The sequence below is a fragment of the Mesorhizobium erdmanii genome (assembly GCF_013170725.1).
Lineage (GTDB): Bacteria > Pseudomonadota > Alphaproteobacteria > Rhizobiales > Rhizobiaceae > Mesorhizobium > Mesorhizobium erdmanii.
Genome location: NZ_CP033361.1, coordinates 4171034 through 4195600 on the forward strand (window position 1 = coordinate 4171034; position 24567 = coordinate 4195600).

General features: G+C 61.7%; 26 protein-coding genes and 3 tRNA genes. 13 read left to right on the forward strand and 16 right to left on the reverse strand.

Translation table 11 applies throughout. The features are described 5' to 3' along the window. Window positions 1-145: 145 nt before the first annotated feature. Window positions 146-1321 carry an elongation factor Tu gene (gene tuf / locus EB233_RS20255; RefSeq protein ID WP_010909256.1) on the reverse strand — a complete coding sequence of 392 codons (1176 nt, stop codon included), beginning with the start codon at window positions 1319-1321 and terminating at the stop codon, window positions 146-148. Window positions 1322-1615: 294 nt separating this feature from the next. On the opposite strand from tuf, the gene EB233_RS20260 reads away from it, so the two are divergent. Then, the gene (locus EB233_RS20260; RefSeq protein ID WP_027051772.1) at window positions 1616-2503 is read left to right on the forward strand and encodes a DMT family transporter; all 888 of its coding nucleotides are present in this window, start codon (window positions 1616-1618) and stop codon (window positions 2501-2503) included. A 76-nt stretch (window positions 2504-2579) separates the two neighbouring features. Here EB233_RS20260 and EB233_RS20265 read toward each other — a convergent pair whose 3' ends face one another. Next, window positions 2580-2834: a GlsB/YeaQ/YmgE family stress response membrane protein gene (locus tag EB233_RS20265; protein WP_027051771.1), complete on the reverse strand. Its 255-nt coding sequence runs from the start codon at window positions 2832-2834 to the stop codon at window positions 2580-2582. A gap of 130 nt (window positions 2835-2964) precedes the next feature. On the opposite strand from EB233_RS20265, the gene EB233_RS20270 reads away from it, so the two are divergent. Further along, complete coding sequence (locus EB233_RS20270; protein WP_064991436.1) at window positions 2965-3420, forward strand: YidB family protein; 456 nt, start codon at window positions 2965-2967, stop codon at window positions 3418-3420. Between the two features lie 95 nt (window positions 3421-3515). Here the strand turns inward: EB233_RS20270 and EB233_RS20275 are convergent. Continuing rightward, a tRNA-Gly gene (locus EB233_RS20275) sits at window positions 3516-3589 on the reverse strand. An 89-nt stretch (window positions 3590-3678) separates the two neighbouring features. After that, window positions 3679-3763, reverse strand: a tRNA-Tyr gene (locus EB233_RS20280). Between the two features lie 202 nt (window positions 3764-3965). Between EB233_RS20280 and EB233_RS20285 the strand changes: the two genes are divergently transcribed. Next, window positions 3966-4814, forward strand: a complete 849-nt coding sequence (locus EB233_RS20285; protein WP_064991437.1) for a TrmH family RNA methyltransferase — start codon at window positions 3966-3968, stop codon at window positions 4812-4814. A 117-nt stretch (window positions 4815-4931) separates the two neighbouring features. On the opposite strand, the gene EB233_RS20290 is transcribed toward EB233_RS20285, so the two are convergent. From EB233_RS20290 to gcl, 3 genes are all read right to left on the reverse strand, one after another. Then, window positions 4932-5846 carry a 2-hydroxy-3-oxopropionate reductase gene (locus EB233_RS20290; protein ID WP_064991438.1) on the reverse strand — a complete coding sequence of 305 codons (915 nt, stop codon included), beginning with the start codon at window positions 5844-5846 and terminating at the stop codon, window positions 4932-4934. Between the two features lie 226 nt (window positions 5847-6072). Further along, a complete protein-coding gene (otnI, locus tag EB233_RS20295) occupies window positions 6073-6870 on the reverse strand; it encodes a 2-oxo-tetronate isomerase (protein WP_064991439.1) in 798 nt (265 codons plus the stop codon). 10 nt (window positions 6871-6880) lie between these two features. Beyond that, window positions 6881-8662 (reverse strand): glyoxylate carboligase, encoded by a 1782-nt coding sequence (gene gcl / locus EB233_RS20300; RefSeq protein WP_064991440.1) that lies wholly within the window; start codon window positions 8660-8662, stop codon window positions 6881-6883. 212 nt (window positions 8663-8874) lie between these two features. On the opposite strand from gcl, the gene bhcR reads away from it, so the two are divergent. Then, window positions 8875-9696 carry an HTH-type transcriptional regulator BhcR gene (gene bhcR, locus EB233_RS20305; protein ID WP_064991441.1) on the forward strand — a complete coding sequence of 274 codons (822 nt, stop codon included), beginning with the start codon at window positions 8875-8877 and terminating at the stop codon, window positions 9694-9696. Here bhcR and EB233_RS20310 read toward each other — a convergent pair whose 3' ends face one another. Beyond that, window positions 9697-10068, reverse strand: a complete 372-nt coding sequence (locus EB233_RS20310) for a hypothetical protein (RefSeq protein ID WP_064991442.1) — start codon at window positions 10066-10068, stop codon at window positions 9697-9699. Window positions 10069-10237: 169 nt separating this feature from the next. Here EB233_RS20310 and EB233_RS20315 point away from each other — a divergent pair, with 169 nt between their 5' ends. Further along, the gene (locus tag EB233_RS20315) at window positions 10238-10624 is read left to right on the forward strand and encodes a hypothetical protein (RefSeq protein WP_244277793.1); all 387 of its coding nucleotides are present in this window, start codon (window positions 10238-10240) and stop codon (window positions 10622-10624) included. Between the two features lie 65 nt (window positions 10625-10689). Here the strand turns inward: EB233_RS20315 and EB233_RS20320 are convergent, their stop codons facing one another. Then, the gene (locus EB233_RS20320; protein ID WP_027051762.1) at window positions 10690-10995 is read right to left on the reverse strand and encodes a BA14K family protein; all 306 of its coding nucleotides are present in this window, start codon (window positions 10993-10995) and stop codon (window positions 10690-10692) included. A 279-nt stretch (window positions 10996-11274) separates the two neighbouring features. After that, window positions 11275-11442 (reverse strand): hypothetical protein, encoded by a 168-nt coding sequence (locus tag EB233_RS20325; RefSeq protein WP_081294272.1) that lies wholly within the window; start codon window positions 11440-11442, stop codon window positions 11275-11277. 157 nt (window positions 11443-11599) lie between these two features. Between EB233_RS20325 and EB233_RS20330 the strand changes: the two genes are divergently transcribed. Beyond that, window positions 11600-11675 (forward strand) — tRNA-Thr (locus EB233_RS20330). Window positions 11676-11741: 66 nt separating this feature from the next. On the opposite strand, the gene EB233_RS20335 is transcribed toward EB233_RS20330, so the two are convergent. Then, window positions 11742-12311: a DUF2569 family protein gene (locus EB233_RS20335; protein WP_064991444.1), complete on the reverse strand. Its 570-nt coding sequence runs from the start codon at window positions 12309-12311 to the stop codon at window positions 11742-11744. Window positions 12312-12446: 135 nt separating this feature from the next. Further along, on the reverse strand, window positions 12447-13061 hold the full coding sequence (locus EB233_RS20340; protein ID WP_064991445.1) for a TetR/AcrR family transcriptional regulator: 615 nt from the start codon (window positions 13059-13061) through the stop codon (window positions 12447-12449). A 92-nt stretch (window positions 13062-13153) separates the two neighbouring features. Between EB233_RS20340 and EB233_RS20345 the strand changes: the two genes are divergently transcribed. The 5 genes from EB233_RS20345 to EB233_RS20365 are packed head-to-tail and all read left to right on the forward strand — an operon-like array spanning window position 13154 to window position 17745. Then, window positions 13154-14236 (forward strand): polyamine ABC transporter substrate-binding protein, encoded by a 1083-nt coding sequence (locus EB233_RS20345; RefSeq protein WP_064991446.1) that lies wholly within the window; start codon window positions 13154-13156, stop codon window positions 14234-14236. A 13-nt stretch (window positions 14237-14249) separates the two neighbouring features. Then, entirely contained in the window at window positions 14250-15131 is an 882-nt protein-coding gene (locus EB233_RS20350) for an ABC transporter permease (RefSeq protein WP_081294273.1), read from the forward strand. A 2-nt stretch (window positions 15132-15133) separates the two neighbouring features. Then, window positions 15134-15916 carry an ABC transporter permease gene (locus tag EB233_RS20355; RefSeq protein WP_064991447.1) on the forward strand — a complete coding sequence of 261 codons (783 nt, stop codon included), beginning with the start codon at window positions 15134-15136 and terminating at the stop codon, window positions 15914-15916. Continuing rightward, entirely contained in the window at window positions 15913-16977 is a 1065-nt protein-coding gene (locus tag EB233_RS20360; protein WP_064991448.1) for an ABC transporter ATP-binding protein, read from the forward strand. The genes EB233_RS20355 and EB233_RS20360 overlap by 4 nt, the downstream gene beginning before the upstream one ends. A 3-nt stretch (window positions 16978-16980) precedes the next feature. Then, the gene (locus tag EB233_RS20365; RefSeq protein WP_064991449.1) at window positions 16981-17745 is read left to right on the forward strand and encodes an MBL fold metallo-hydrolase; all 765 of its coding nucleotides are present in this window, start codon (window positions 16981-16983) and stop codon (window positions 17743-17745) included. Here EB233_RS20365 and EB233_RS20370 read toward each other — a convergent pair. The 4 genes from EB233_RS20370 to EB233_RS20385 all read right to left on the reverse strand — a co-directional run bounded on the left by EB233_RS20370 (window position 17742) and on the right by EB233_RS20385 (window position 22264). Beyond that, complete coding sequence (locus EB233_RS20370) at window positions 17742-18437, reverse strand: TetR/AcrR family transcriptional regulator (RefSeq protein WP_064991450.1); 696 nt, start codon at window positions 18435-18437, stop codon at window positions 17742-17744. The two genes, EB233_RS20365 and EB233_RS20370, sit on opposite strands and share 4 nt — an antisense overlap. A gap of 21 nt (window positions 18438-18458) precedes the next feature. Beyond that, on the reverse strand, window positions 18459-19886 hold the full coding sequence (locus tag EB233_RS20375; protein WP_064991451.1) for an amidase: 1428 nt from the start codon (window positions 19884-19886) through the stop codon (window positions 18459-18461). A gap of 98 nt (window positions 19887-19984) precedes the next feature. After that, entirely contained in the window at window positions 19985-21019 is a 1035-nt protein-coding gene (locus EB233_RS20380; RefSeq protein ID WP_064991452.1) for an extracellular solute-binding protein, read from the reverse strand. Between the two features lie 300 nt (window positions 21020-21319). Continuing rightward, window positions 21320-22264: a hypothetical protein gene (locus EB233_RS20385; protein WP_244277794.1), complete on the reverse strand. Its 945-nt coding sequence runs from the start codon at window positions 22262-22264 to the stop codon at window positions 21320-21322. A gap of 172 nt (window positions 22265-22436) precedes the next feature. Here EB233_RS20385 and EB233_RS20390 point away from each other — a divergent pair, with 172 nt between their 5' ends. Continuing rightward, the gene (locus EB233_RS20390; RefSeq protein ID WP_064991454.1) at window positions 22437-23357 is read left to right on the forward strand and encodes a hypothetical protein; all 921 of its coding nucleotides are present in this window, start codon (window positions 22437-22439) and stop codon (window positions 23355-23357) included. Between the two features lie 22 nt (window positions 23358-23379). Further along, the gene (gene glf / locus EB233_RS20395; RefSeq protein ID WP_064991455.1) at window positions 23380-24564 is read left to right on the forward strand and encodes a UDP-galactopyranose mutase; all 1185 of its coding nucleotides are present in this window, start codon (window positions 23380-23382) and stop codon (window positions 24562-24564) included. The last annotated feature ends 3 nt before the right edge of the window (window positions 24565-24567 follow it).

Consider the following 24567-nt stretch of genomic DNA (forward strand, 5'->3'; position numbering starts at 1 on the left):
TGCAATCTATACTAGTTGGCGCGATGGCGCTTGCAACAGCTTTGAAACGATCGCGGCCGCGGCTGTCCCATGGAGTGTCGGAAACGAAAAAGGGCGGCCCGAAGACCGCCCTTTCTTTGTCGATCCGGCCAAATGCCGGTGTCCATTATTCCTTAATGGTGACGACGATGCCGGCACCGACGGTGCGGCCGCCTTCACGGATGGCGAAGCGCAGCTTCTCTTCCATGGCGATCGGCACGATCAGCTCGACATCGACCGTGATGTTGTCGCCAGGCATCACCATCTCGGTGCCGGCCGGCAGCGACACGATGCCGGTCACGTCAGTCGTGCGGAAGTAGAACTGCGGACGGTAGTTGGTGAAGAACGGCGTGTGACGGCCACCTTCGTCCTTGGTCAGGATGTAGGCTTCGGCCACGAACTTCTTGTGCGGCTTCACCGTGCCCGGCTTGGCCAGAACCTGGCCACGCTCGACACCTTCACGGTCAACGCCGCGCAGCAGCGCGCCGATGTTGTCGCCAGCCTGGCCCTGATCGAGCAGCTTGCGGAACATCTCGACGCCCGTGCAGGTCGTCTTGGTCGTCGGACGGATGCCGATGATCTCGAGTTCCTCGCCAACCTTGACCACGCCGCGCTCGACGCGGCCGGTCACGACCGTGCCACGGCCCGAGATCGAGAACACGTCCTCGATCGGCATCAGGAACGGCTTGTCGAGCGGACGAACCGGCGTCGGGATATAGGCGTCGACCTGAGCCATCAGCTCGCGGATCGCGTCCTCGCCGATCGTCTTGTTCGAATCCTCGAGAGCGGCCAGCGCCGAACCCTTGACGATCGGAATGTCGTCGCCGGGGAACTCGTTCTTCGACAGAAGCTCGCGAACCTCGAGCTCGACCAGTTCGAGCAGCTCGGCGTCGTCGACCTGGTCGACCTTGTTCAGGAACACCACGATCGACGGCACGCCGACCTGACGGGCAAGCAGGATGTGCTCGCGGGTCTGCGGCATCGGGCCGTCGGCGGCCGACACGACCAGGATCGCGCCGTCCATCTGCGCCGCACCGGTGATCATGTTCTTCACATAGTCGGCGTGGCCGGGGCAGTCGACGTGAGCGTAGTGCCGGTTGGCCGTCTCGTATTCGACGTGAGCCGTCGAGATCGTGATGCCGCGTGCCTTCTCTTCCGGCGCCGCATCGATCTGGTCGTAGCGCTTGTACTCGCCAAAATACTTCGTGATCGCCGCCGTCAGCGACGTCTTGCCATGGTCAACGTGACCAATCGTGCCGATGTTCACATGAGGCTTAGTGCGCTCGAATTTACCTTTTGCCATAGTCTCTTTCCTTGGACGGCCTTGACCTTCAGTTCAGTCGAATGCGGGGCGATTAGCGACAAAGGCCAAAAAACACAAGCGTCTTTTGGCCGGGTGCCGTCTCACTCAGTCCGAACCTGGGATCCGATTGCGGGGATGTGGCGCTGATATAGGAAGGCAATGGGTGAAATGGAATGGGTGCCCGGCCGATCGATCGGACCCGGCATCCAAGGCTTCTGCCCGCCAATCCCTGTCTGGTTCACGGCCAGGTGATGGCCCATTGCGGCGGCAGCAGAGGTCTGATCTCCTGACGCCATGCATTTCATCCCTGCCTCGATCCGCGGCCCGCTGTTCATGATCGTCTCGACCGGGTCGTATCTCGTCAACGATACGATGATGAAGCTCGCGACGGCTGGCTTGCCATCCTACGAGGTGCTGTTCCTGCGCGGGGTCGCGGCAACGCTGTGGGGCTTCCCGCTGCTGTTCCTGCTGGGCTACGGCAAGCAGATCCCACTGATCTTCGACGGCCATGTGCTGCGTAGGAACCTGCTCGAGATGGCGGCGATCCTTTGTTATGTCGTGGCGCTCGCCAACATGCAGATCGCGGATTCCACGGCGCTTGGACAAATCACGCCGCTGCTGATGCTGGTTGGCTCGTCGATCCTTTTTGGCGAGCGCATCGGTGGACAGCGCATGGCGCTGATCGGGCTCGGCTTCATCGGCGCGCTGATGGTGGCGCAACCGACAATGCAAGGCATTTCGGTCTACGCGCTGCTGGCGCTCGGCAATGCGGCGCTGGCAGCCGCGCGCGACCTTGCCGGCAGACGTGTCCCGGCCGAAGTGCCGGGGATGATCGTGGCGATTTCCGCTGTCGTGGTGGTGCTGATCGGAGCGGGCGCGGCGCATCTGGCGTCAGAGCGCTGGGTCATGCCCGAGGCGCGCCATCTGCTGCTGATGGCCGGTGCCGGGTTTTTCCTGATCTTCGGCCACTTCTTCATCTTCATGGCCTACCGCGTCGGGCCGACCAGCGCGGTGGCGCCGTTCTATTACAGTTTTACCGTCTGGGCCGTCATTTCGGGCCTGCTGGTGTTCGGGCAGTTCCCCAATGCGCTGGCGGTCTGCGGCATCCTTTTGGTGGTGGGCAGCGGGCTGACCATCGTGTCGCTGGACCAGCGCAAGCGCCGGCTGACCTTGGTCGCGTAGCATCAGCAATAGACAAGCCCGAAGGCGGCCTCGCCTCCTCGGCGGAAAATTCGAATTTCAGACGATCCGGCTGGCCCTAGATCCGGCGCCCGCTGAACTGATGGTAGGCCCACAGGACAACCACCGCGCCAACCACCGCGACGATCAGGCTGGAGATGTTCAGGCCGGTAACACCCACGCCAAAGATCTGGCTGCAGATCACACCGCCGACGATGGCACCGACAATGCCGAGCACGATATCCATGATCAGGCCCTGGCCGGTCTTGTTGACGATCTTGCTGCCAAGGAACCCGGCGATAGCGCCGAGAATGATCCAGCTGATGATACCCATTTTTTCCTCTCCATCCCCCGCCGGTCCGACATTTTCATATGATTGTCAAAAGCTCAAGCCAGCTTGAAATTCCGCCCGGATGCGCCATTGTCAGATATGGGCTGGGCTTGGTCGAGATGGAGGATCCACTATGGGACTTTTTGACAACGCCGTTCCCGGCGGCAACATCACCAAACCGCTGATGATCGCGCTCGGTGCGCTGCTGGTCGGAAAAATGCTGAGCGGCAAAAGTGCCGAACAGCCGCAAGAGGCTCCAGCACCCGCACCCACCCCCGCCGGCACGACGTCGGCCGATGGCGGCCTGCTAGGCGGCCTGGGCGGCCTGCTCGACAAGCTTAGGGATGCCGGCCATGGCAACGTCGCCGATTCCTGGGTCGGCACCGGCCAGAACCAGTCGATCAATCCGGGCGATCTCGGCTCGGCGCTCGGTCCGGCAGTGATCCGCGAGATCGCGCAGCGCACCGGCATGAACGAGCAGGAACTGCTGCAGCAATTGTCCACCGCCCTGCCCGGCATCGTCGACAAGCTGACGCCGAACGGCCAGGTGCCGCAGCAGCATCAGGTGGCTTCCGCTTTCAACAGCTGACGCGGCTGATATCGATGCCCTGAAGCGCTGTGCGCATGGTCGCGCAGCGTCTGGGCCGAGCAGTGTCCGGGTTGCCGATCGTGGGGATCAGTATCTGGAGCGGGTAGCGGGAATCGAACCCGCATATTCAGCTTGGAAGGCTGCTGCTCTACCACTGAGCTATACCCGCGCCTTGCACTGAAGTATCGGATTCACCCGAAAAGCGCCATGCACTTTTCGGCCCGATGCTTTTTCGTTTCAGGGCTTCCGGGCCGGCAGTGGTGGAGAGGGTTGGATTCGAACCAACGTAGGCTAAGCCAACGGATTTACAGTCCGTCCCCTTTAACCACTCGGGCACCTCTCCAGTCTGCCGCCGGAGCCATGCAACGAGGCATTCTTGCCGATCCCGGAGCCCGAGATAGATGTCTTCTCCGAAATCAGCGAAGCGCCTTATGGCGGCAAGGCCAGTGGGTGTCAACCGCGTGGCCAGGCTTTTTCGATGTTGTTCGCCGGCTGCGTCGACGGGCCATATCGCTGGCCGCGGGAGACAGCTATAGAAGCCGGCCATGAGCAACAAGACCAACACCCCGAAAGACACCCATTACGCCAAGCTGCGCCGCGCCTTTCGCGACGAGAAAAGCGGCGGCGCGCCAGCGTTCCGGCCACGCCAGCCGGTGCCGCCGGGCGAAAACGCCGCGGACGGCCTGGTGCGGCTTTATGGCCTCCACACGGTGCGGGCGGCACTCGACAATCCGCGCCGCAAGATTCGGAAAATGCTGGTGACGCGCAATGCGGCCGAGCGTCTCGAGATAGCAGACCTCGCCGCCCTGCCCTTCACGGCGGAACTGGTCGAACCCAGGGACATCGACAAGATCACCGGCTCGGACGCCGTGCATCAGGGCGTGCTGATCGAGGCGGAGCCGCTAAAAGCGAAGCGCCTCGATGCGCTCGGTGATACGAGGCTGGTGCTGGTGCTCGACCAGGTCACCGATCCGCACAATGTCGGCGCCATACTGCGCTCGGCGGTGGCCTTCGGTGCCGGCGCGCTGATCACCACCGCGCGCCACAGCCCCCAGGAATCGGGCGTGCTGGCCAAATCCGCCTCCGGCGCGCTGGAGCATATCGACCAGATCGAGGTGAAGAACCTGGCCGACGCGCTCGGGCAGTTGCACGAGGCTGGCTTCCAGACGATCGGGCTTGATTCGGATGGACCGGCGGAACTCGAAACGAGCTTTTCCGGCGGCAGGATAGCGCTAGTGCTTGGCGCCGAGGGCAAAGGCCTGCGCCAGAAGACGCGCGAGACGGTGACGACGCTGGCGCGGCTCGATATGCCCGGTGCGATCCGCTCGCTCAATGTGTCGAATGCCGCGGCGGTCAGCCTTTATGCAGCACGGGCATTCTTGAAGCGCGGCTGAGCCCGCAGCGACAGTCCTTGCGTAAAAACGAGAAACGGGTTCCCGCGACAGGCGCAGGAACCCGTTCTTCGACGGACAAGAATGGCGGCTTGGGAACGTTACGCCGCCCCTCCCGAACTAAGCCGCTTTGCCCTGGATTTCGGCCGCCACCCCGACTTCGAAATTGGCCATCCGCTCCAGCGCCCTGACCAGCGCCGAATGATCTTCTTTCGCACCACCATTGGCGGCGCAGGAATTGAACAGTTGTTGCGTGGTCGAGGTGTTGGGCAGGGAGACGCCGAGCGCCTTGGCGCCTTCCAGCGCCAAATTGAGGTCCTTCTGGTGCAGTTCGATGCGGAAGCCTGGCGCGAAGGTGCGCTTGACCATGCGCTCGCCATGCACTTCCAGAATGCGCGAGGCCGCCAGCCCACCCATCAGCGCCTGCCTGACCTTGGCCGGGTCGGCACCGGCTTTCGAAGCAAAAACAAGCGCTTCGGCGACGGCTTCAATGGTCAACGCGACGACGATTTGGTTGGCGACCTTGGTGGTCTGGCCGACACCGTTGGGGCCGACCAAGGTGATGTTCTTGCCCATCTTCTCGAACGCGGGTTTGGCGCGTTCAAAAGCCTTTTCCTCGCCGCCGACCATGATGGTGAGCGATGCCGCCTTGGCGCCGACCTCGCCGCCCGAAACCGGCGCATCGAGATAATCGCAGCCGAGATCGTTGATCTTGCGGGCGAAGGTCTTGGTCTCGATCGGCGAGATCGAGCTCATGTCGATCACCAGCTTGCCTTTGGACAGGCCGGAGGCGACGCCGTTGTCGCCGAACAGCACATCGGCCACCTGCGGCGTGTCGGGCACCATGGTGATGATGATGTCGGCACCCTTGGCCACGGCGGCATGGCCGGTAAGTGTTTTCAGCCCCTTGGCGATGAGCTCGGCCGGAGGCTTGCTGCGATGGTCGCTGGCGATGACATGATAGCCAGCGTCGAGCAGATGCCCCGCCATCGGTGCGCCCATGATGCCGAGGCCGATGAAGCCGATCGTTTCCATATTTTTCTCCGTCTTTATTTGTGAAGCCGCGCTCTACGGCGCTCCCCTCTGGCCTGCCGGACATCTCCCCCACAAGGAGGGAGATCAGATGTCATCGCGGCCTTCGCCAATCTCCAACGCGGTGAAGGCGAGCGGGGCGCTGAAGCTGCCAATCTCCCCACCTGTGGGGGAGATGGCCGGCAGGCCAGAGGGGGGCGCCGTAGAGCGCGGGTTCAAATTCCTACCGCTAAGCAGCCGCGCTTCCTTGTCCGGCCAGATCCCGGAACCAGCCTAGCCCGGCTTCCGTGCCGGCCTTCGGCTTGTATTCGGCGCCGATCCAGCCGGAATAGCCGATGCGGTCGATGTGGTCGTAGAGGAAGGGATAGTTGATCTCGCCCGTTCCCGGCTCGTGGCGGCCGGGATTGTCCGCAAGCTGGATATGCGCGATGCGGCCGAGGTTTGCCTCGATTTTACGGGCGAGATCCCCCTCCATGATCTGCATGTGATAGATGTCGTATTGCAGGAACAGGTTTTTTGAGCCGACGCGATCAATCAGCGCCAGAGCCTGGTCCGAATAATTGAGGAAGAAACCTGGGATATCGCGGGTGTTGATCGGCTCGATCAAAAGCTTGATGCCGGCCTGTTCCAGCTTTTCAGCCGCAAAGGCGAGGTTTTCGGCGAAAACGTCCTCGAGCACCTTGCGGTCGACGCCGGCGGGCGCGATGCCGGCCAGGCAGTTGACCTGCGGGCAGCCCAGCGCCTGCGCATAGGTGATCGCCTTGGCGATGCCCTGCCGGAATTCGGGCACGCGTTCCGGCAGCACGGCGATGCCGCGCTCGCCCTTGGCCCAGTCGCCAGCCGGCAGGTTGAACAGCACCTGCGTCAAGCCGTTCTTCTTCAACCTGGCCGCCACCACCTCCGGCGCATGATCGTAAGGACCGATATATTCGACGCCCTTGAAGCCGGCGCGGGCGGCGGCGTCGAAGCGGTCGAGGAAATCATGCTCGCCAAAGAGCATCGACAGGTTGGCTGAAAAACGCGGCATTCTTTTTCTCCTAATCCAACATCACGATCGCGGTGGGAGCATCTTCCTGGTGTTCGGCAAGGTCCTCGAATTCGGTGATCTTGTCGATCTCGGTGCCCATGGAGATGTTGGTGACCCGCTCGAGGATGAATTCGAGCACGACCGGGACCTGGTGTTCCTTCATCAGCCGCTGCGCCTCCCTGAAGGCGCCGGCAAATTCTTCCGGCTTGCGCACCCGGACCGCCTTGCAGCCCATCGCCTCGGCAACGGCGACATGGTCGACGCCGTAGCCGGCTTCGGGATCGCCTGATCGGTTGATGTTCTCGAAGGCCAGGCTCACCTCATAGTCCATCGAGAAGCCGCGCTGCGCCTGGCGGATCAGGCCGAGATAGGCGTTGTTCACGACGACGTGGATGTAGGGCAGCTTGTGCTGCGCGCCGACCGCCAGTTCCTCGATCATGAACTGGAAATCATAGTCGCCCGACAGCGCCACGATGGTGCGGTCCGGGTCCGCGGCGCGCACGCCAAGCGCTGCCGGCAGCGTCCAGCCGAGCGGACCGGCCTGGCCGCAATTGATCCAGTTGCGCGGCTTGTAGACATGCAGGAACTGCGCCCCGGCGATCTGCGACAGACCGATCGTGGTGACATAGGTGACGTCGCGGCCGAACGCCTTGTTCATCTCCTCATAGACGCGCTGCGGCTTGAGCGGCACCTGGTCGAAATGCGTCTTGCGCTTCATCGTCTTCTTGCGCCCCTGGCATTCCTTTGCCCAGCCCGACCAGTCGCGCAGCTTGCCGGCCGTCTTCCACTCGGTGGCGACGTCGAGCAGTATCTTCAGCGCGGCACCGGCATCCGAGACGACGCCGAGGTCCGGCGCGAAGACACGGCCAATTTGAGTGGGCTCGATGTCGACATGGATGAATTTTTTGCCCTTGGTATAGACGTCGACCGAACCGGTGTGGCGGTTGGCCCAGCGGTTGCCGATGCCGAAGACGAAATCGGCCTCGAGCATGGTCGCATTGCCGTAGCGGTGCGAGGTCTGCAGGCCGCACATGCCGGCCATCAGCCGGTGGTCGTCGGGGATGGCGCCCCAGCCCATCAGCGTCGGGATGACCGGGACGCCGGTGATTTCTGCGAATTCGATCAGCAGATCCGATGCATCGGCGTTGATGATGCCGCCACCGGCGACGATCAATGGCTTTTCAGCCGCGTTGAGCATCGTCAGCGCCTTTTCGGCCTGGGCGCGGGTCATTGCCGGCTTGAACGGCGCCAGCGGCTCGTAGGCATCGATGTCGAATTCGATCTCGGCCAGTTGCACGTCGACCGGTAGGTCGATCAGCACCGGGCCAGGCCGCGACGAGCGCATGAGATGAAACGCCTTCTGCAGCGCCATCGGCACGAGATAAGGCTCCATGACGGTGACCGCCCATTTGGCGACGGGAGCAGCGATGGCTGATATGTCGACGGCCTGGAAATCTTCCTTGTTCAGCCGGGCTCGCGGCGCCTGACCGGTGATGCACAGGATCGGGATGGAATCGGCCGCCGCCGAGTAAAGCCCGGTGATCATGTCGGTGCCGGCCGGCCCCGAAGTGCCGATGCAGAGCCCGATATTTCCCGCCTTGGCACGGGTATAACCTTCAGCCATGTGCGAGGCGCCCTCTACGTGGCGGGCCAGGACATGGCGGATCGTGCCTCGCGCCTTCAGTGCCGAATAGAGCGGATTGATCGCCGCGCCCGGCACGCCGAAGGCGCAGGAAATGCCTTCCTTTTCGAGAACGAGAACCGCGGCATCGACAGCGCGCATTCTGGCCATTTTCCGCCCTCCACAGGGTTTGTCATTGTTGGGTGGCCTGTTATCTCAGCAAGTCAGGTATTTTTCAATTTTTTCAGAATATTTTTTCATTTCTAGAAAACCGCGCGTACGCACTGATTCTATTTGTTTTTTGGTTTTCCAAGAATTTACCTCCTCAGCGGAGTGAAAAACTTTTTCATTGCTTGTTTCGTGAAATCGGCAAGAATGCTGCTATGGAAACCACCGAGAAACGACAGCGCGGCCGTCCGCGTGCTTTCAACGGGCCCAGCGAAGCCAATTCGGTGCAATCGCTCGACCGGGCCTTGCGTATCCTGGCCATTGTCGCCGAGGGCAGCGGCCTGTCGCTGAGCGAGATTGCGGCGCAGAGCGGCCTTGCCGCCTCCACCGCCTACCGCATGCTGACGACGCTCGAAAACCACGGCATGGTCGAGTTCGACACCTCAGACCAGTTGTGGTCGATCGGCGTCGAGACCTATCGCATGGGCGCGGCGTTCCTGCGCCGCCGCAAGCTGGTCGACCGTGCCCGCATCGTCATGCAGGAACTGATGGAGAAGACCGGCGAGACCGCCAATCTCGGTGTCGCCGAGGATGATTGCGTGGTGTTTGTCAGCCAGGTCGAGACGCACCAGGCAATCCGCGCCTTCTTCCGTCCAGGAACACGCAGCCCCTTCCATGCGTCCGGCATCGGCAAGGCGGTGCTGGCGCATCTGGAGCCGGAGCGGGTCGGCACCATCTTGCGCAAGGCCGGCCTGCAGCGCTTCACGGACAAGACGCTTTCCGAGATCCCGGCCCTCGCCCACGATCTCGCGGCCATCAAGCAGCGTGGCTGGTCGGTCGATGACGAGGAGCGGCACCCAGGCATGCGCTGCGTGGCGGCGGCCATCTTCAACGAATTCGGCGAACCGATCGGCGGCGTCTCGGTGTCGGGGCCGACCGTGCGGGTGACGCCGGAGCGGCTGGCCGAGATCGGGCCGATGGTGCGCAGCGCGGCGGCCGAGGTGACCAGGATGATCGGCGGCGAGCAAGCCGGCTGATCAGCTTGCCCCGGGCAGCGCGCTCTTGGTCGCGATGTCGAAGAAATCGAGCAGGATGGCCATGCCGACACCGCAGGCGGTGAAGATGAGGCCGGCCATGAAGATGCGGTTGGCGCGTTCATAGACTCGCCGCTGCAGGGAGTCGATGTCGAGCAACAGGGACAAGGCCCGCATCTGCAAGGCGATGCCGGCCAGGATCGGCAGAACGGCGACAAGATGGTAGGCCCGCCAAGGGATCGGGTTGGCGGCCCAATGAGTGATGAACCCAAGCGAAAATGCCAGCAGGATGCCGACAGTGGTGACGGTGCCGTTGCGGAAAACCGTCTCGATCAGATCTTCCCTCAGATCTTCCTTGGGGTCCTTGTCGTCCAAGCCACCCTCCCCTGCGTTGGCGCTCGAATGAGAAGATTAGACGTTCGCAAAATCGCTGTACACCGCCGGCGGCACGGACTCCGGCTTGCCGTGGCGTTCGAATGCGTGCGAAAGGGCACGGATGCGGAAAACGGTTCAGCTTTTGCTTAGCGCTTCACTTTGCGGATGCGTGGCGGCGGCACCTCGACCTGATGTCGGCGGCGGCCAACGTGTCGATCCCATTCCAATCCCGCTTGCCCTGGAGGAGATCATAACCACCGGCATCCGTCAGCGTTTGCCGGATCCTGCTTCCGCCAGGTTCGGAAGGATGCTTGCGGGCGAACGGACGCTGAGCGGCCGCAAGGAGGTCGTCGTCTGCGGCTTCGTCAACGGCAAGAATCCGTCCGGCAGCTATGGCGGCGACCAAGCCTTCATTGCCAAGATCTACCCGGATTCGGGAAGCAGCTTCGAACTCGTCGCCATGGGCGACGCTTCGGAAACGAGGCATATCGTCGGCAGCACCTGCAGCGCGGCCGGATTACCGATCTCCGAGTCTAACCCGAAAACGTCGCCGTAAATATCTGTACGACAACGGAAAAAGGGGCCCGGATGAGCCCCCTTTCCGTTGAACCGGTCCTCCTCTTAGAGCCGGCAATAGTGGCTATAGCCGTCGCGGCCGATATAGGTGTCGGAGTCCGGATCATAACTCGCATAACGATCGAAGCAGCGGCGGACGTGCCAGGAACCACCGTCTTCGTCGACATAGACGGTCCGCGGCGGCTGCTGAGCGAGCAGGCTGCCCAGGACAAACCCGCCGACGCCGGCGGCGATGCCGATGCCGAGGTCGTGGTGATGCGAATGAGCCGCTGAAGGCTGAACGGTGCCGACCAACGCGGTGGCGGCAACTGTGGTGGCGATGAGGCCGGAAACGAGTGTGCGCTTGAACATGACGATCTCCTTGCTTCGTTGACCGAGGCGATCCATCCGCCTCTTGATCATCTGTCGTTGCGGCAAGGAAAAAGGTTCGATCCTTTTTCAATATTTTTTCAGAGACCTACCGGCCGTCCCAGTATCCGGCATCTTTCATCTCGCCCCGACGATCGCAAAAATCACCTCGAACAAAAAGGGCGGCCGAAGCCGCCCGTCTTGGGTGAATTGGGTCCCTCCAGCAAAGGAAAATGATAACCTTGCCGTGGCCGTGGTGATGATGGAGGTGGTGCCACCACCTCACCCCATGCCCGTGATGTGACGAAGCCAGAAGGCGAGCGCGATGAAGCCGATGATGGTGGTCACGCCGGTCCAGTCGACATTGGCTTTCTTCACATCGCTGATGAGCCTCACCAGCAGCATCCAGGCGATGACGACGATGGGGAGGATAATGACAAGCCTTATCATGCGACACTCCGGTCCGAAGCAGTTGCACCTTCGCCTTATGTAGGAAGCTCGTTTGCGGATTTCAGCATGTGCGGCCACGGCGTCATCCACCGCTGGGGTAACCGAAAATGGAGTTTTGTCTTTACTGGCGCAGCAAATATGCTACCGGAGCGCAAGTGCCCTTGTAGCTCAGCTGGTAGAGCAGCGGTTTTGTAAACCGAAGGTCGGCGGTTCGATTCCGTCCGGGGGCACCAGTTCTGACCAGCGATCCTCCGAGAGCTTGAAGCCCTTCCGGGCACGGCCCTGAGCGCCGATTTTCCCTATGAAGCGCTCGCAATTTGCTCAGATGCGTTCGTCCTGATGAACGTATCCCTCACCCTGACCGACTTATAGACATAAGCGACCCAGATGCCGGTCCCAACAAACGAGGCGATCGGCGCCACCAGCGCATCGCCTGCAAGCACCTGATTCACCGGAACGCCCAGACTCGACACGATCCAGATCGTGTCCAGGATGAACACGACCGGGATCGCAACCCACTGGAAAAGAAACAATTGCGGAAAGCGGTGGCTTCGCCGCAGCATCGAAACGAGCACAACCAGCTGAAGCGCCAGAAATGCCAGATTAAGGGCGACCTCGCCATACACCGCCAGCGGCCCATTTGAGAGGGTCATGAGCTGCTGGTAGCCGTCGGCGGAGTTTGCAAAGTCGGCGAGTGTGCGCAGCGGTGATAATGCCTGGCCGATCGCCAGCAGCATCAGCCATCCACCGAAGCCCACGAGAGCCTCAGGATTCCGTGACGGCTTCGCGGCAGATCGAACGGCAAAGAAAACCGGCACGCCGATCAACAGCAGCACGATTACCCAATGCCAGATGGAAAACGCCCCCATTTACCCCTCCCCCATTTAATGCCCTTCCAGGTTGTATCAGATTTCAAATTCAACTCAAGAGGCGCGATGGCGTGGAAACGGCGTCTGACTCCTACAACGGCGATTATTCCCGCCACCTCCTGACAGGTCCGTCTCTCACACGCCGATCGCCGCCACCAAGATCCGGTTCTGCCGTCTTATCGCCGCGCGCAGTTCCGGAATCTTGGCCTCGTCGCGTTTCACGAACTCGATGAACATCATGTTCATGTTGTTGAAGATCAGTTCGCCCAAAGCCGCCCCGTCCAAGTCCTTGCGCACCAAGCCTGTTTCCTGGAGGCGGGCGACCAACGCGCTTATCTGCTCGGTAAGCTCCCGGTCGAGCGCGGTGTATGCCTGGCCGAACGGGCTGTCGGGCAGCTGCGTCGAGATCGCCATCGCCTGCCGCCACATCTCCTTGCTGAGATAGTGCAGCGAATGCTCGATGTAGATGCCGACCAGGGTGTCAAGCGCGTCGCCAACATTGGCTTGCGGCCTGGCGACGACACCGCGCCCGGCATTGAGCACCTCGTTGACCTCGAGCGAGACGATGGCGCCGAGGATGTCGCCTTTGTTTTCGTAGTAATTGTAGATCGTGCCGATCGACACTTCGGCTTGTGCCGCGATCGCCTCGATCTTGGCGCCCTCATAGCCGGCTTCGCGGAAAAGTGCTGCCGCCGCCTCGATGATGCGGCGGTGCCGGTCCGCCTTCTGTCTTTCGCGCAATCCACTCATATCGGCCTCTTTGCCAGAAAATCATAATTGACTCAATTTTGGAATTGGTTCAAGTTTTCTCCAACAAGCCAGCAAGGCAGGGAGAACACTCGATGACCAGCAATACCCGGAATCCGCTTTCCACCCTGAAGTCCAACCTCGCAGCTGCTTGCGCTGCCGCCGCGTTGCTACTCGCAGCGGCCGGTGCCCAGGCCGCCGATCTCAATGCGCTGATCTGGTGCGATCATTCCGATCCGGCGCTGCTGCAGCCCTTCGAGGCGGCCAACAACGTCAAGGTCAACGTCAAGGAGTTCGAGGGCACCGGTGCGGGGCTCGCCATCGTCGAGCAGTCGCAGCCTGGGGATTGGGACGTGATGGTGATCGACAGCATCGACGTGCCGCGCGGCGTCGAAAAAGGCCTGTTCGAGCCGCTGCCCGAAGACAAGCTGCCGCTGGCCGACCTGTTCCCACAGGTGAAGATGGACAAGTCCACCGTCGTCGACGGCAAGCGCTACGGCATCACCGAAAAGTTCGGCTACAACACAATCGGCTTCAACAAGACCAAGGTCGATCCGGCCGACATGCAGTCCCTCGCGTCGCTGACATCAGACAAATACAAGGGCAAGGTCGCCATTTACGACTACTATTTGCCGGTCATCGGCATGGCGGCGCTCGCCATCGGCAAGAAGACGTCGGACCTCACCGAGGCCGACCTTCCCGCCCTCAAGGACGAATTGCTCAAGATGAAGGCCAATGCCAAGCTGGTCGGCGAGGTGACCGCCAGCCAGACGGCGCTCGCCACCGGCGAAGTCGACATATTGGTTGGCGGCGGCGAATGGGTCACAGCGGGCCTCGCCAAGGAGAACCCGGCGCTCGACTTCTCGATCCCGAAGGAGGGTGCGGTGCTGTGGTCGCAGTCGCTGGCCATGTTCAAGGATTCCAAGAACAAGGACATGGCGCTGAAGTTCATCCAGTACATTATGAGCCCGGAAGGCCAGGCGCGGCTCGCCACCTCCTCCTGCTATTGGGGCATGCCGTCGAACACCAAGGCCGCCCTCACCGACGACCAAAAGAAAGTTCTGCGCTTCGACGAACAGCCGGGATTCCTCGCCCGCGCTCAGGCCTATCCGGCGCCAAGCGCCGACCTCGACAAGAAGATGCAGGACATGTGGACCGAAATGCTGCAGGCAAAATGAGCCGATACCGCTCGTGAGCCCGGCTGGAGACAATCCCCTGCCCCGGGCGGGCTCTGCCCTGCCCCGGGCGGGCCGCGCCTTGCCCTGGGCGCTGGTCACTCCGGCGCTCGGCTGGACGCTGCTGTTCTTCGTGCTGCCGTTCCTTGCCATGGGGTTTTCCAGCCTGACGGCGCATGAAGGCGGCGGCTTCACGCTCGGCAACTACAGCCAATTCTTCGCCAACCCCTCCTACTGGCAGGCGATGGTGAACTCGCTGCAGGTGACGGCGATCGTCACCGTGGTCTCTGTGCTGCTCGCCTATCCCTTCGCCTGGATTCTTGCCGAACAGGTGCCGGAACGCTGGCAAAGGCTGGCGCTGATGCTGGCCGTGCTGCCGTTCTGGACGTCCTATGTCGTACGCTCCTATTCCTGGCTGCTGGTGCTGGCACAGAATGGCGTCATCAACCGCGCGCTGACCGGCACCGGCCTGATCACCGAGCCGCTACAGCTCGCCAACACTCGGCTAGCCACCGTCACCGGCTTCGTGCATTTCTTCGTCATGTTGCTGACGCTGACCATCTTCGCCAATCTGAAGCAGCTCAGCCCGAGCTACCGCAAGGCCGCCGCCGATCTCGGCGCCGGGCCGGTGCGCACCTTCCTGCATGTCATCTTGCCGCTCACCTTGCCCGGCATCATGGTCGGCGCCTTCCTCACCTTCGTGCTGTGCATCGGAGATTACATCACGCCGCAGATCCTGGGCGGCAACAACGAGCTGCTGATGCCGCAGCTGGTGATGATGCAGATCGGCCGGCGCGGCGATTTTCCGCTGGCCTCGGCGCTGTCGATCATCCTGATGGCGGTGGTAACCGTCGCCTACCTCGCCTGCGCGCGCTGGCTGAAGATCGAGCGGGCCTGACAATGCGCCAGTCTGTCCGCATCGTTTCCTGGCTCTATGCGCTTGCCGTCTACGGCTTCATCTTCCTGCCGGTTGTCGTGCTGGTGCTGTTTTCTCTGCAGTCGACATCCTTCCCCATTCCGCCGTTCACCGGGCCGTCATTGCGCTGGTACGAGGCGGTACTTTCCGACGCGCGGTTGACTTCGGCGCTGGTCAATTCGCTGCTGGTGGCCTCTGTCTCGTCGCTGGCCGCCGTCACGCTCGGCTTCCTCTGCGCCTGGGGGTTCGCGCGGTTCGTGCTGCCCGGTTCGGGCTTGCTGCGCGGGCTGATCACGCTGCCCCTGACGGTCAGCTATCTCATCATCGGCATGGGACTGCTGGTTCTGTTCAACTGGGCCGGCGTGCCGAAGTCGCTGCTGGCGGCCGGCATCGGCCATGTCGTGATCAACCTGCCGCTCTGCTTCGCCATCATCTACAGCCAGATGGGGGACCATCAGATCAACATCGAGCGCGCCGCGCGCGATCTCGGCGCTCCGGAATGGAAGGTGCTGCTGCTGATCACCGTGCCGGTCATGGCACCGGCGATCTTCGCCGGCTTCTTCCTGTCGATGACCTTCTCCTGGGATGAATTCGTGATCTCCTTCCTTCTGACCCGCTTCGACACCACGCTGCCGGTCGAAATCTGGAACCTGCTGCGTTCCGGCCTCAACCCCAAGACAAATGCGGTCGGTTCGCTGGTCTTCGCCGTTTCCATCGTGCTGGTGGTGCTGTTCGAACTGACATTGCTGCGCCGGAGAAAGACATGACCGCGCCTCTGGTCGATATCCGAAACGTCTCCCACCGTTTTGGGCAGCTGGCGGTGCTGAAGGACGTCTCGCTGCGGATCGAACCGGGTAGCTACACGATCCTGCTCGGGCCATCGGGGTCAGGCAAGACGACGCTGCTGTCCATCCTGGGCGGCTTCGTCACCCCGAGCCAAGGCAAGGTGTACATCCGCGGCGAGGACTGCACGTCCGTGCCACCGGCCAGGCGCCCGACGACGACGGTGTTCCAGGATTATGCGTTGTTTCCGCATATGAGCGTCGGCGGCAATGTCGGCTTTGGGCTGCGTATGCAAGGCGTCGACGGCGCGACCCGCGCCGCCAGGGCGCGTGAGGCGCTGGCGCTGGTCGACCTGGCCGCCGCCTTCGACAAGAAACCGCACCAGCTTTCCGGCGGCCAGCGGCAGCGCGTGGCGCTGGCGCGCGCGCTGGTCATCGAGCCCGCGGTGCTTTTGCTCGACGAGCCGCTCGGTGCGCTCGACCTCAAACTGCGCCGGCAGATGCAGGACGAGCTGAAGGCGATCCAGAAGCGGGTCGGCACCGCCTTCATCCATGTCACCCACGACCAGGAAGAAGCGATGGCGCTGGCCGACCATTGCGTGGTGATGAACGACGGCCGCATCGAGGACGAAGGGCCGCCCGAGCGCGTCTATGCCAGGCCGTCGACGCGTTTCGCGGCGACTTTCATGGGCGAGAGCACGATCCTTTCCGGAACCGTGGCTGAGGCAAAGGGCGGCACCGCGACCGTGGCAACCCCGATCGGCTCGGTCTGTGTGCCCGGCGCCGCGCAGGCCGGGGCGCAAATTGCCCTCGCCATCCGTCCGGAACATCTTGTCCTCGGCGCCAATGAAGGCGGCGTCGGGCTCGGCATGGCAAAAATCAGCGACGTCGTATTCCAGGGCAGCTTCAAACGGGTGCTGGCCACCTCGACCGTGGATGCGGCACTGCGGTTCATCGCCAAGGCTCCGGCTTCCGCCACCGTCCAGACCGGCGACACGGTCGCGATTTCATGCCAGGCTGGCGACATGATCCTGCTGGCGAACTGAGGGATGAGCATGCTGCCGGTCATCGAGGCGCCGGACTGGTATGAAACCATCCGCATGGCCGACGGTGTGACGCTGATCCATGAGCCCTGGATCAAGCCGTTCTTCCGCTGCAACATGTGGCATGTGCGCGGCCGTGACCGTGATCTTCTGTTCGACACCGGGCTTGGCCATTTCAGCCTCAGGCGGCATGTGCCTTTGGTGAGCGAGCGCAAGCTGACCTGCGTCGCCAGCCATACGCATTTCGATCATATCGGCTGCCACCATGAATTTCCCGAGCGTTGCGTGCACAGCGCCGAGGCGAAGATTCTTGCCGATCCGCGCAACGAATGGACCGCTGCAGGCACCTATGCCACGGACGAGATGTTCGATCGCCAGCCGCATGGCTGGGACACGGCACGCTACAGCATCAGGCCCGCGCCGGCCGGCCGTCTGCTTGAGCATGGCGACATTGTGGATCTCGGCGACCGTGTCTTCGAGGTCGTCCACACGCCGGGCCATTCGCCCGGTGGCATCGCGCTCCACGAGAAAAAGACCGGCATCCTGCTGTCCGGCGACATCATCTATGACGGCCCGCTGATCGACGACGTCTACCACTCGGACATACCGGACTACATGGAAACACTGCTCGCGATGCGCGACCTCGATGTCTCGGTGGTGCATGGCGGCCATTTCCCGAGCTTCGGCAAGGTGCGCTACCGCCAGCTGATCGATGAGTACCTGGCCCAGAAGCGCCAGGCTGGCTGTCATCTGCGGCAGCGCCCCTGCTAAGGCATCAAGTCGAAATGCCGTGGAAAGGCCTGATGCAGCAGGAGCAGCATGGTCTTGCGCAACACGTCGGTGTCGCGGCCGGCCGGATTGAGATGATCCCAGTACCAGGCGCCGTGAACCAGGTAGTTCAGGCTCTCCGACAGCGTGTGTATATCGACGCCGGTATAACCGCCGTCACGTGAAATCTCGACCAGCAGTTCGCGGGCTTCGGCGGTGTAGGCGAGATCGCTGGGCAGGCCGATTTCATTGTAGATCTGCATACTCTTGCGATCACTGGAGAAGGCGACGAATACCGACACCCATTTCGGATGCTGCCGCGCGAATTCCTGCGCGCAGCCGACCGCGCCCAACAGCTTTTCAACCGGCGACAGGCCGGGCGCGCGGACCAGTGTCAGCCACAGTTCTTCATATTGATCACTCAGATATTGCAGCACGGCGCGGAAAAGGTTCTCCTTGCTGCGAAAGTGGAAAACCACCAACGCGTTGGACGAGCCAACATGCTCGGCGATGCGCTGCATGGTGACGCTCGCCAGCCCCTCCTCGGCTATGAGCTCGATGGTGGCGTCAATGATGCGCTGCACGCTCGCTTCACCGCGCTCGCGCCGGCGGTCCCTGGGCGGGGCATCGTTGGCCGACGCCCTGCCCTTGGCCGTCGCCGCCGTGCTTTTTGCCGTGGCCTTGCGTTGAACCATCTCATCCCCTTCCTTGAGCGGTCAAAGCGACGGGCGTGTCCCCGCGCTTGTGTACCATTGCCCCCGCGCGGTTTCATAGGCCATCGCCGCCCGGAAGACATCTGCATCGCAATAGGTGCGGCCGACGATCTGGAAGCCCGTCGGCACACCGCTCGCCGCCCGGCCCGAAGGGATGGAAAGCACCGGGCAACGGCTCAGCATGTTGAACGGCGTCGTCATCACCCAGCCCAGCGAAGGATTGACTTCTCTGCCGTTGATTTCGACGGTGCCCGTCGTCTGGTCGAATTCCGCCGGCACCGCGGGAAGCGCGTTGGTCGGGCAGATCAGCACATCGTAGGTTTCCAGCAACGGCCCCAGTGTCTGATACATCCGGGCCGCCACGTCCAGCGTCGCGACGAAGTCGGTGGCCTTCGACCTTTGCCCGTCCTCGGCGAAGCGCCTGGCATAGCTGGTCATCTCGCTGTCATGCTCCTTGAGCAGTTGCGACAGCGACGCGCCGAAAAGATGATCGAGATAGGCCATTCCCGCCTTGAGAACCCGGTCATCCCAACCGAGATCGACTTCCACGACCGTCGCCCCGAGCGAACGGAACACGTCGCAGGCGGCGAGCGTGTTTTTCCGCACGTCAGGGTCGACTTCAAAGGAACCGAGATCCATCGAGAAGGCGATCTTCCAGCCCTTGATCGGCTTGTAGTCGAGCGGCAGGCGCAGCTTGGGGCGAAGCGTGGCGATGTCGAGCGGACTCGGCCCGGCCATGACATTCTGAAGCAGGATCGCATCCCTGACGTTTCGCGCCAGCGGTCCGGTGTGGCAATAGAAATCGAGGTTGAAGGGCGGCTCGTCGGGATTGCGCCCGTAAGGCGGCTTGAAGCCGACGAGACCACAGGCCGAGGCGGGTATACGGATCGATCCCGCAATGTCCGAGCCGGTGGCGATCGATGATGTGCCGGAGGCCAGTGTCGCTGCCGCACCGCCCGATGAACCGCCCGGCGTAAAATCCGGATTCCACGGGTTGCGGGTTACGCCCCACCGCTTCGACCAGGTATAGCCGGCGCAGCTGAACTCCGGCGTCGCCGTGCGGGCATGTACGATGCCGCCGGCCTTGATGATGCGCTCGTTCATCGTCGAAGTGTGGCCGCCTATGGCATCCCTGGACAGCAGCGAACCATGCGATGTCGGCTTGCCCTTGATATAGCTCTCGTCCTTGATGCCGATCGGCAGCCCTTCGAGCGCGCCGGTCCTGGCGCCCCTGGCGTATTTCGCCTCGGCCTTGGCGGCCAGCTTCATCGCCTCCTCGAAATGCGTGAAAGTAAAGCAGTTGATCGCCGATCTGGTAGCTTCGGCGCGGTGGATGGTGGCCCGCATCAACTCGACGGGCGAGAGTTTCTTCGCCTTGAACAGCCGTAGCGCCTCATGCGCCGGCATGTAGCAAAGGTCGAGATCGGACATCGGAAATCTCCCGCGATCACCAGACCGCATTCGACATGAAGGGTTGCCGGACCGCACGCCGCGGCCCGGTGCTCGTTGGTTGGGTTCGTCCGGCTGCGTTATTTCTGGAGGTCGGTCCAGATTTTCGTGTAGAGCGCCTGCACATCCGCCGGACAAGCCGGCATGAACTGCCCCTTGGCGGCGAATTCAGCCGGAATTGCCACTTCGGGCGCCGTCTTCATATCGTCGGGCATGAAAGCCTCGGAGCCCTTGATGCCGTTGGCGTAGCGAGCGAATGCCGAGATCAACGCGGCGTTCTTCGGGTCCATGATGAAATTCTGGAACAGCTTGGCGTTCTCGACATTCTTGGCGTCCTTGAGGACGGCGACATTGTCCATCCAGATCGGAAAGCCTTCCTTGGGATAGCCGTAGACGATCTTGTCGTTCTGCAGCCGCTCACGCAGCGATATGCCGTTCCAGTTGACGCCGGCAGCGATGTCGCCCCTGCCCAGTCCGTCGACGGCCGCGTAGTCGAGCGAAAGCCATTTTGCCTTGGCCTCGACCAGCTTGTCGTGCACCTTCTTCAGGACTTGCATATCGTTGGTGCAGTACTTGCCGCCTTCGTAGGCGATGGCGAGGAACATGATGTCCCCCATTTCGGGCACGACATTGATCTTGCCGACGAGTTCGGGCGGCGGATCAAGGAAGATCGAAGAGGTATTGACGTCGCCTGAATAGACCGACTTGTTCACCGAAACGCCTGTCGTGCCCCACTGCCATGGAACCGTGTATTTGCGACCCGGATCGAAAGGCACATCGACCCATCTCGGATCGACATTCTTGAAATTCTCCATCTTGTTGGGATCGGTTTCCAGCAGCAGACCTTCGCTGATCCAGATCGGCACGACGTTGGCCGAGGGCACCACGATATCATAACCGGACGCGCCCTGGCGGACCTTGGCCAGCGCGGTGTCGTTGGAATCATAGTCCGTGACGGTGACCTTGATCTTGTAGGTCTCCTCGAACTTCTTGATGAGGTCCGGGCTGGTGTAGTTGCCCCAATTGTAGATGTTGAGCACGCCATCGGCGCGGGCAATGCCCGTCACGGCGAACAGCGACAGCCCGACGGCGGCCGCGGTCAGTTTCCAGTTCATGCTAGTGCTCCCATTGTTGGGACCGGTTGCGTCGCCGCCTCAGGTCCATTTCCTGCTGATGAACAAGCCAGGCGATGCCCTTCCCCGATGACGGGGCTGGACGGCTCTCAAGGCATTCCCCACTCGCGGCCATTCACCCGCACATGCCGGCTGGCCAACTCGGTCAATACGGACGATAGATTATAACTAACTATATAGTCAATATCTTTTGGCACCTGAACACTTCGAGGCCCGATCAGATGCCTTGGCAGCGTTCTACTCAGGAAATGGTGAACGGCACAGCGTGCAGGACCGATGCCCTCAGCCGGCATCGCCGACCGGAAGCGAAATCCGGTAGTCCGGTCCGCGATTCCTCGGCTTTCGCCACGGCCTCAGACGGTCCTTCAATCTCGTTCGGAAAACCGGTTTCTCGTAAAGCGGAGCCGGCAGGCCGGCGAGCGCATAGTAGTCGTCGAGGATACTGGTCCGCAGCAGGTGCTTCTCCTGTGTGAAGAAGCTGAAATGCGCGGCAACCAGATCGCCGAAAACCTTGCCCGGACGATCGAGCTTTGCCGGCAGGGTCACAGACAGCCATTCTTCCTCGTCATTGCCCGGCGGATAAAAAAGCTCGCCGATATCAAGGATATCCGACCCGAAAAATCCGATCGCGTTGATCGAGAAGCGCCCCAGCCTGACTTCCCGGTCAGGCACGCGGAAATCACCCAGCCGATTCGACCGGACAGCCTCGATGAAGACCGGATGAAGGACCTCTGGAAAGCTTGCATGAGCCCAGGAATAGGGACACATCGCCTGACAGGTGAGCGGTCCTTCGATCAGAACCCTGGAAAGATTCTTGATCAAGCTGTTGCAAACCGCGTTGTTGATGATGAGCGGCGCATACCAGAGGGCCGCCCCCTTTTCCGCCAAGGCCCGCGCCTTGAATTTGGGAAGAAAGCCCTCCTCCAGAAAGACCACATCGTCGTCCAGGCGCAGATAGAGAGCGTCGGCGTCGTCACAGAAGCGAAAGAACCTGCCGATGACATCGATGCTGCCGTCGGCGTTCGGAAGCGTCTTTATCTTGCAGCGCGGATCGCTGGCGGCCAATCGCTGGAGATAGGCCCGATCGGCTTCGTTTCGGCAATTGTCCCACAGATGCCATTCGTGCACCTCGGGGCTTTTCAGGACGTGATGACTGAGAAGACGAAGATATTTCTCGCGGCCCGCCGGGGTCACAACGATCAATTTCATAGTGGTCCGGTCCCGCAATGGTCGCATGTTCTGATCAGCTTGACAGCCGATGACGAGCCTAGAACCTATCGTATGATGAATCCAGATTCACGCCGAGTGGCAAGATCACGGCGCATTCCCCTGCCGGACCGCCAATTCCCTCTCAGCAGCGGCTCTTCGCATTCATCCGGCTTTGGTGTAGGGGCTCGCCATGACAGTAGTAGACCAGGGCATAAATGCCGATAGCGGGCCGATGACAAACGCTGCCCGCCGCAATCTCGTCGTCGTCAGGGCCGATGACAACTCTCTCCATCGCGGATGGGGGGCGGACGATCCCCAATGTGAATTCGATTTGATCGTCAGCTACTACGGCAGCGGTCCGTCGGCGTTCCGTCTGCCCTGTGAAAACCGTGTCGATTACAAGGGCGGAAAATGGGACGGCATACACGCTCTGTTCGCAGAGCGGCCCGAACTGCTAGATCACTATCGATATATCTGGTTCCCGGACGACGATATCGAGGCCGACCGGGCAACCATCGAAGCTTTGTTCGTCAATATGCGCCGGTTCGACCTGCACGTCGGCCAGCCGGCACTGACGCTGGATAGCTATTACACCCACCTGCCGTTTCTTCGCTGCAAGAGTTTCGAATGTCGCCTGGTCGACAAGATCGAGGTCATGGCTCCCTGCATAAGGACCGACATCGTGGCCAAGATGCTACCGCTTTTCGAACACTCCATGGGCGGTTTCGGTCTCGACTCGTTGTGGACGCGGCTTGCCGTGCGAAACCTTGGAACATCAGCCGTATTCGACGCCTTGCCTGTCCGCCACACGCGGCCAGTGGGAGTTCACTTGGCTACCACGATGCTGGGGTCCGGCCACACGGCGGAGTCGGAACTCCGCCGACTGGGGTTGCGATATGGATTTGGCGAGTTCTTTCCCCTGTCTTACGAGGCCGTTGACCTCAAAGGCAGGCGTTGGCGATCGCGGCCGATTATCGGCTTGCGCATGGTGGCTGACTATGTCCAGGGCCGAAGAGCCTTTCGTCAGGTGCACAAGTGGAAAAGGCGACTTTGGCACCTGCTGCGCAGGCAGTATTCCAAGCCGGTCGAACTGTCTCAGATCAAACTCTAACCATAAGTCGGCAGACTCGCGAATGGACAAGAACCTGCTCAGCGAAGCCGACATTCTCATTGTCGGCGCGGGCTTTTATGGCGCGACGCTTGCCGAGCGCATCTCGACGCAGCTTGGCCGGCGCGTGCTAGTAATCGACCGGCGCCGGCACATCGGCGGCAATGCCTTCACCGAACAGGATCCCGCCACCGGCGTCGAGATCCATCGCTACGGGCCGCATCTGTTCCACACATCCAACGAGGAGGTCTGGAATTATCTGCGCACCTTTACCGGTTTCACGACGTATCGCCATCGTGGGTTCTCGACCTATCGCGACAAGGTCTATCCGCTGCCGATCAACCTTGCCACGATCTGCCAGTTCTTCGGCAAGCGGTTGAGCCCGGACGAGGCGCGCGGCATGATTACCGGACAGGCAGCCGAGCTTGGCGATCGCCCGCCGGCCAATCTCGAGGAGAAGGCGATCTCCCTCGTCGGCCGTCCGCTATACGAGGCTTTCATCAAGGGCTATACCGCCAAGCAATGGCAGACAGACCCACGCGAACTGCCGGCGCAGATCATCGCGCGCCTGCCGGTCCGCTACACATTCGAGGACGGCTACTTCACCGACCGATTCCAGGGCCAACCTGTGGATGGCTACACGGCGATCTTCGAAAGAATGCTCGCGCACGAGCTCATCGAAACACGGCTTGGCGTCGACTTTTTCGATATCAAACCGTTGCTGCCGAAAGACCTGCCGGTCGTCTACACCGGTCCGATCGACCGCTATTTCGACTACTCGGAGGGCGAACTCGGCTGGCGGACCATCGATATCGACCTCGAGGTCATGGACACGCCGGATCATCAGGGCACGGCGATCATGAACTATGCCGACGAAGCCGTGCCCTATACACGCGTGGTCGAATTCAGGCATTTCAACCCGGAACGCCAGCACAAGAGTGACAAGACACTCATCGGACGCGAGTATTCGCGTTTTGCCGGCCGTTCCGACGAGCCTTATTATCCGATCGACACAAGACGGGATCAGGCGGTGTACGGTCGCTATCTAGAACGTGCGGCCGCCGAGAAAAACCTGCATCTCGGCGGACGGTTAGGCACCTACCGATATCTCGACATGCACCAGGCGATCGGCGCGGCCTTGAAGGCCTTCGAAACCGTGCTTGGACCCTACTTCGCAGGCAAGCTCGATTCTGTCTCACGGTCGCTATGACAG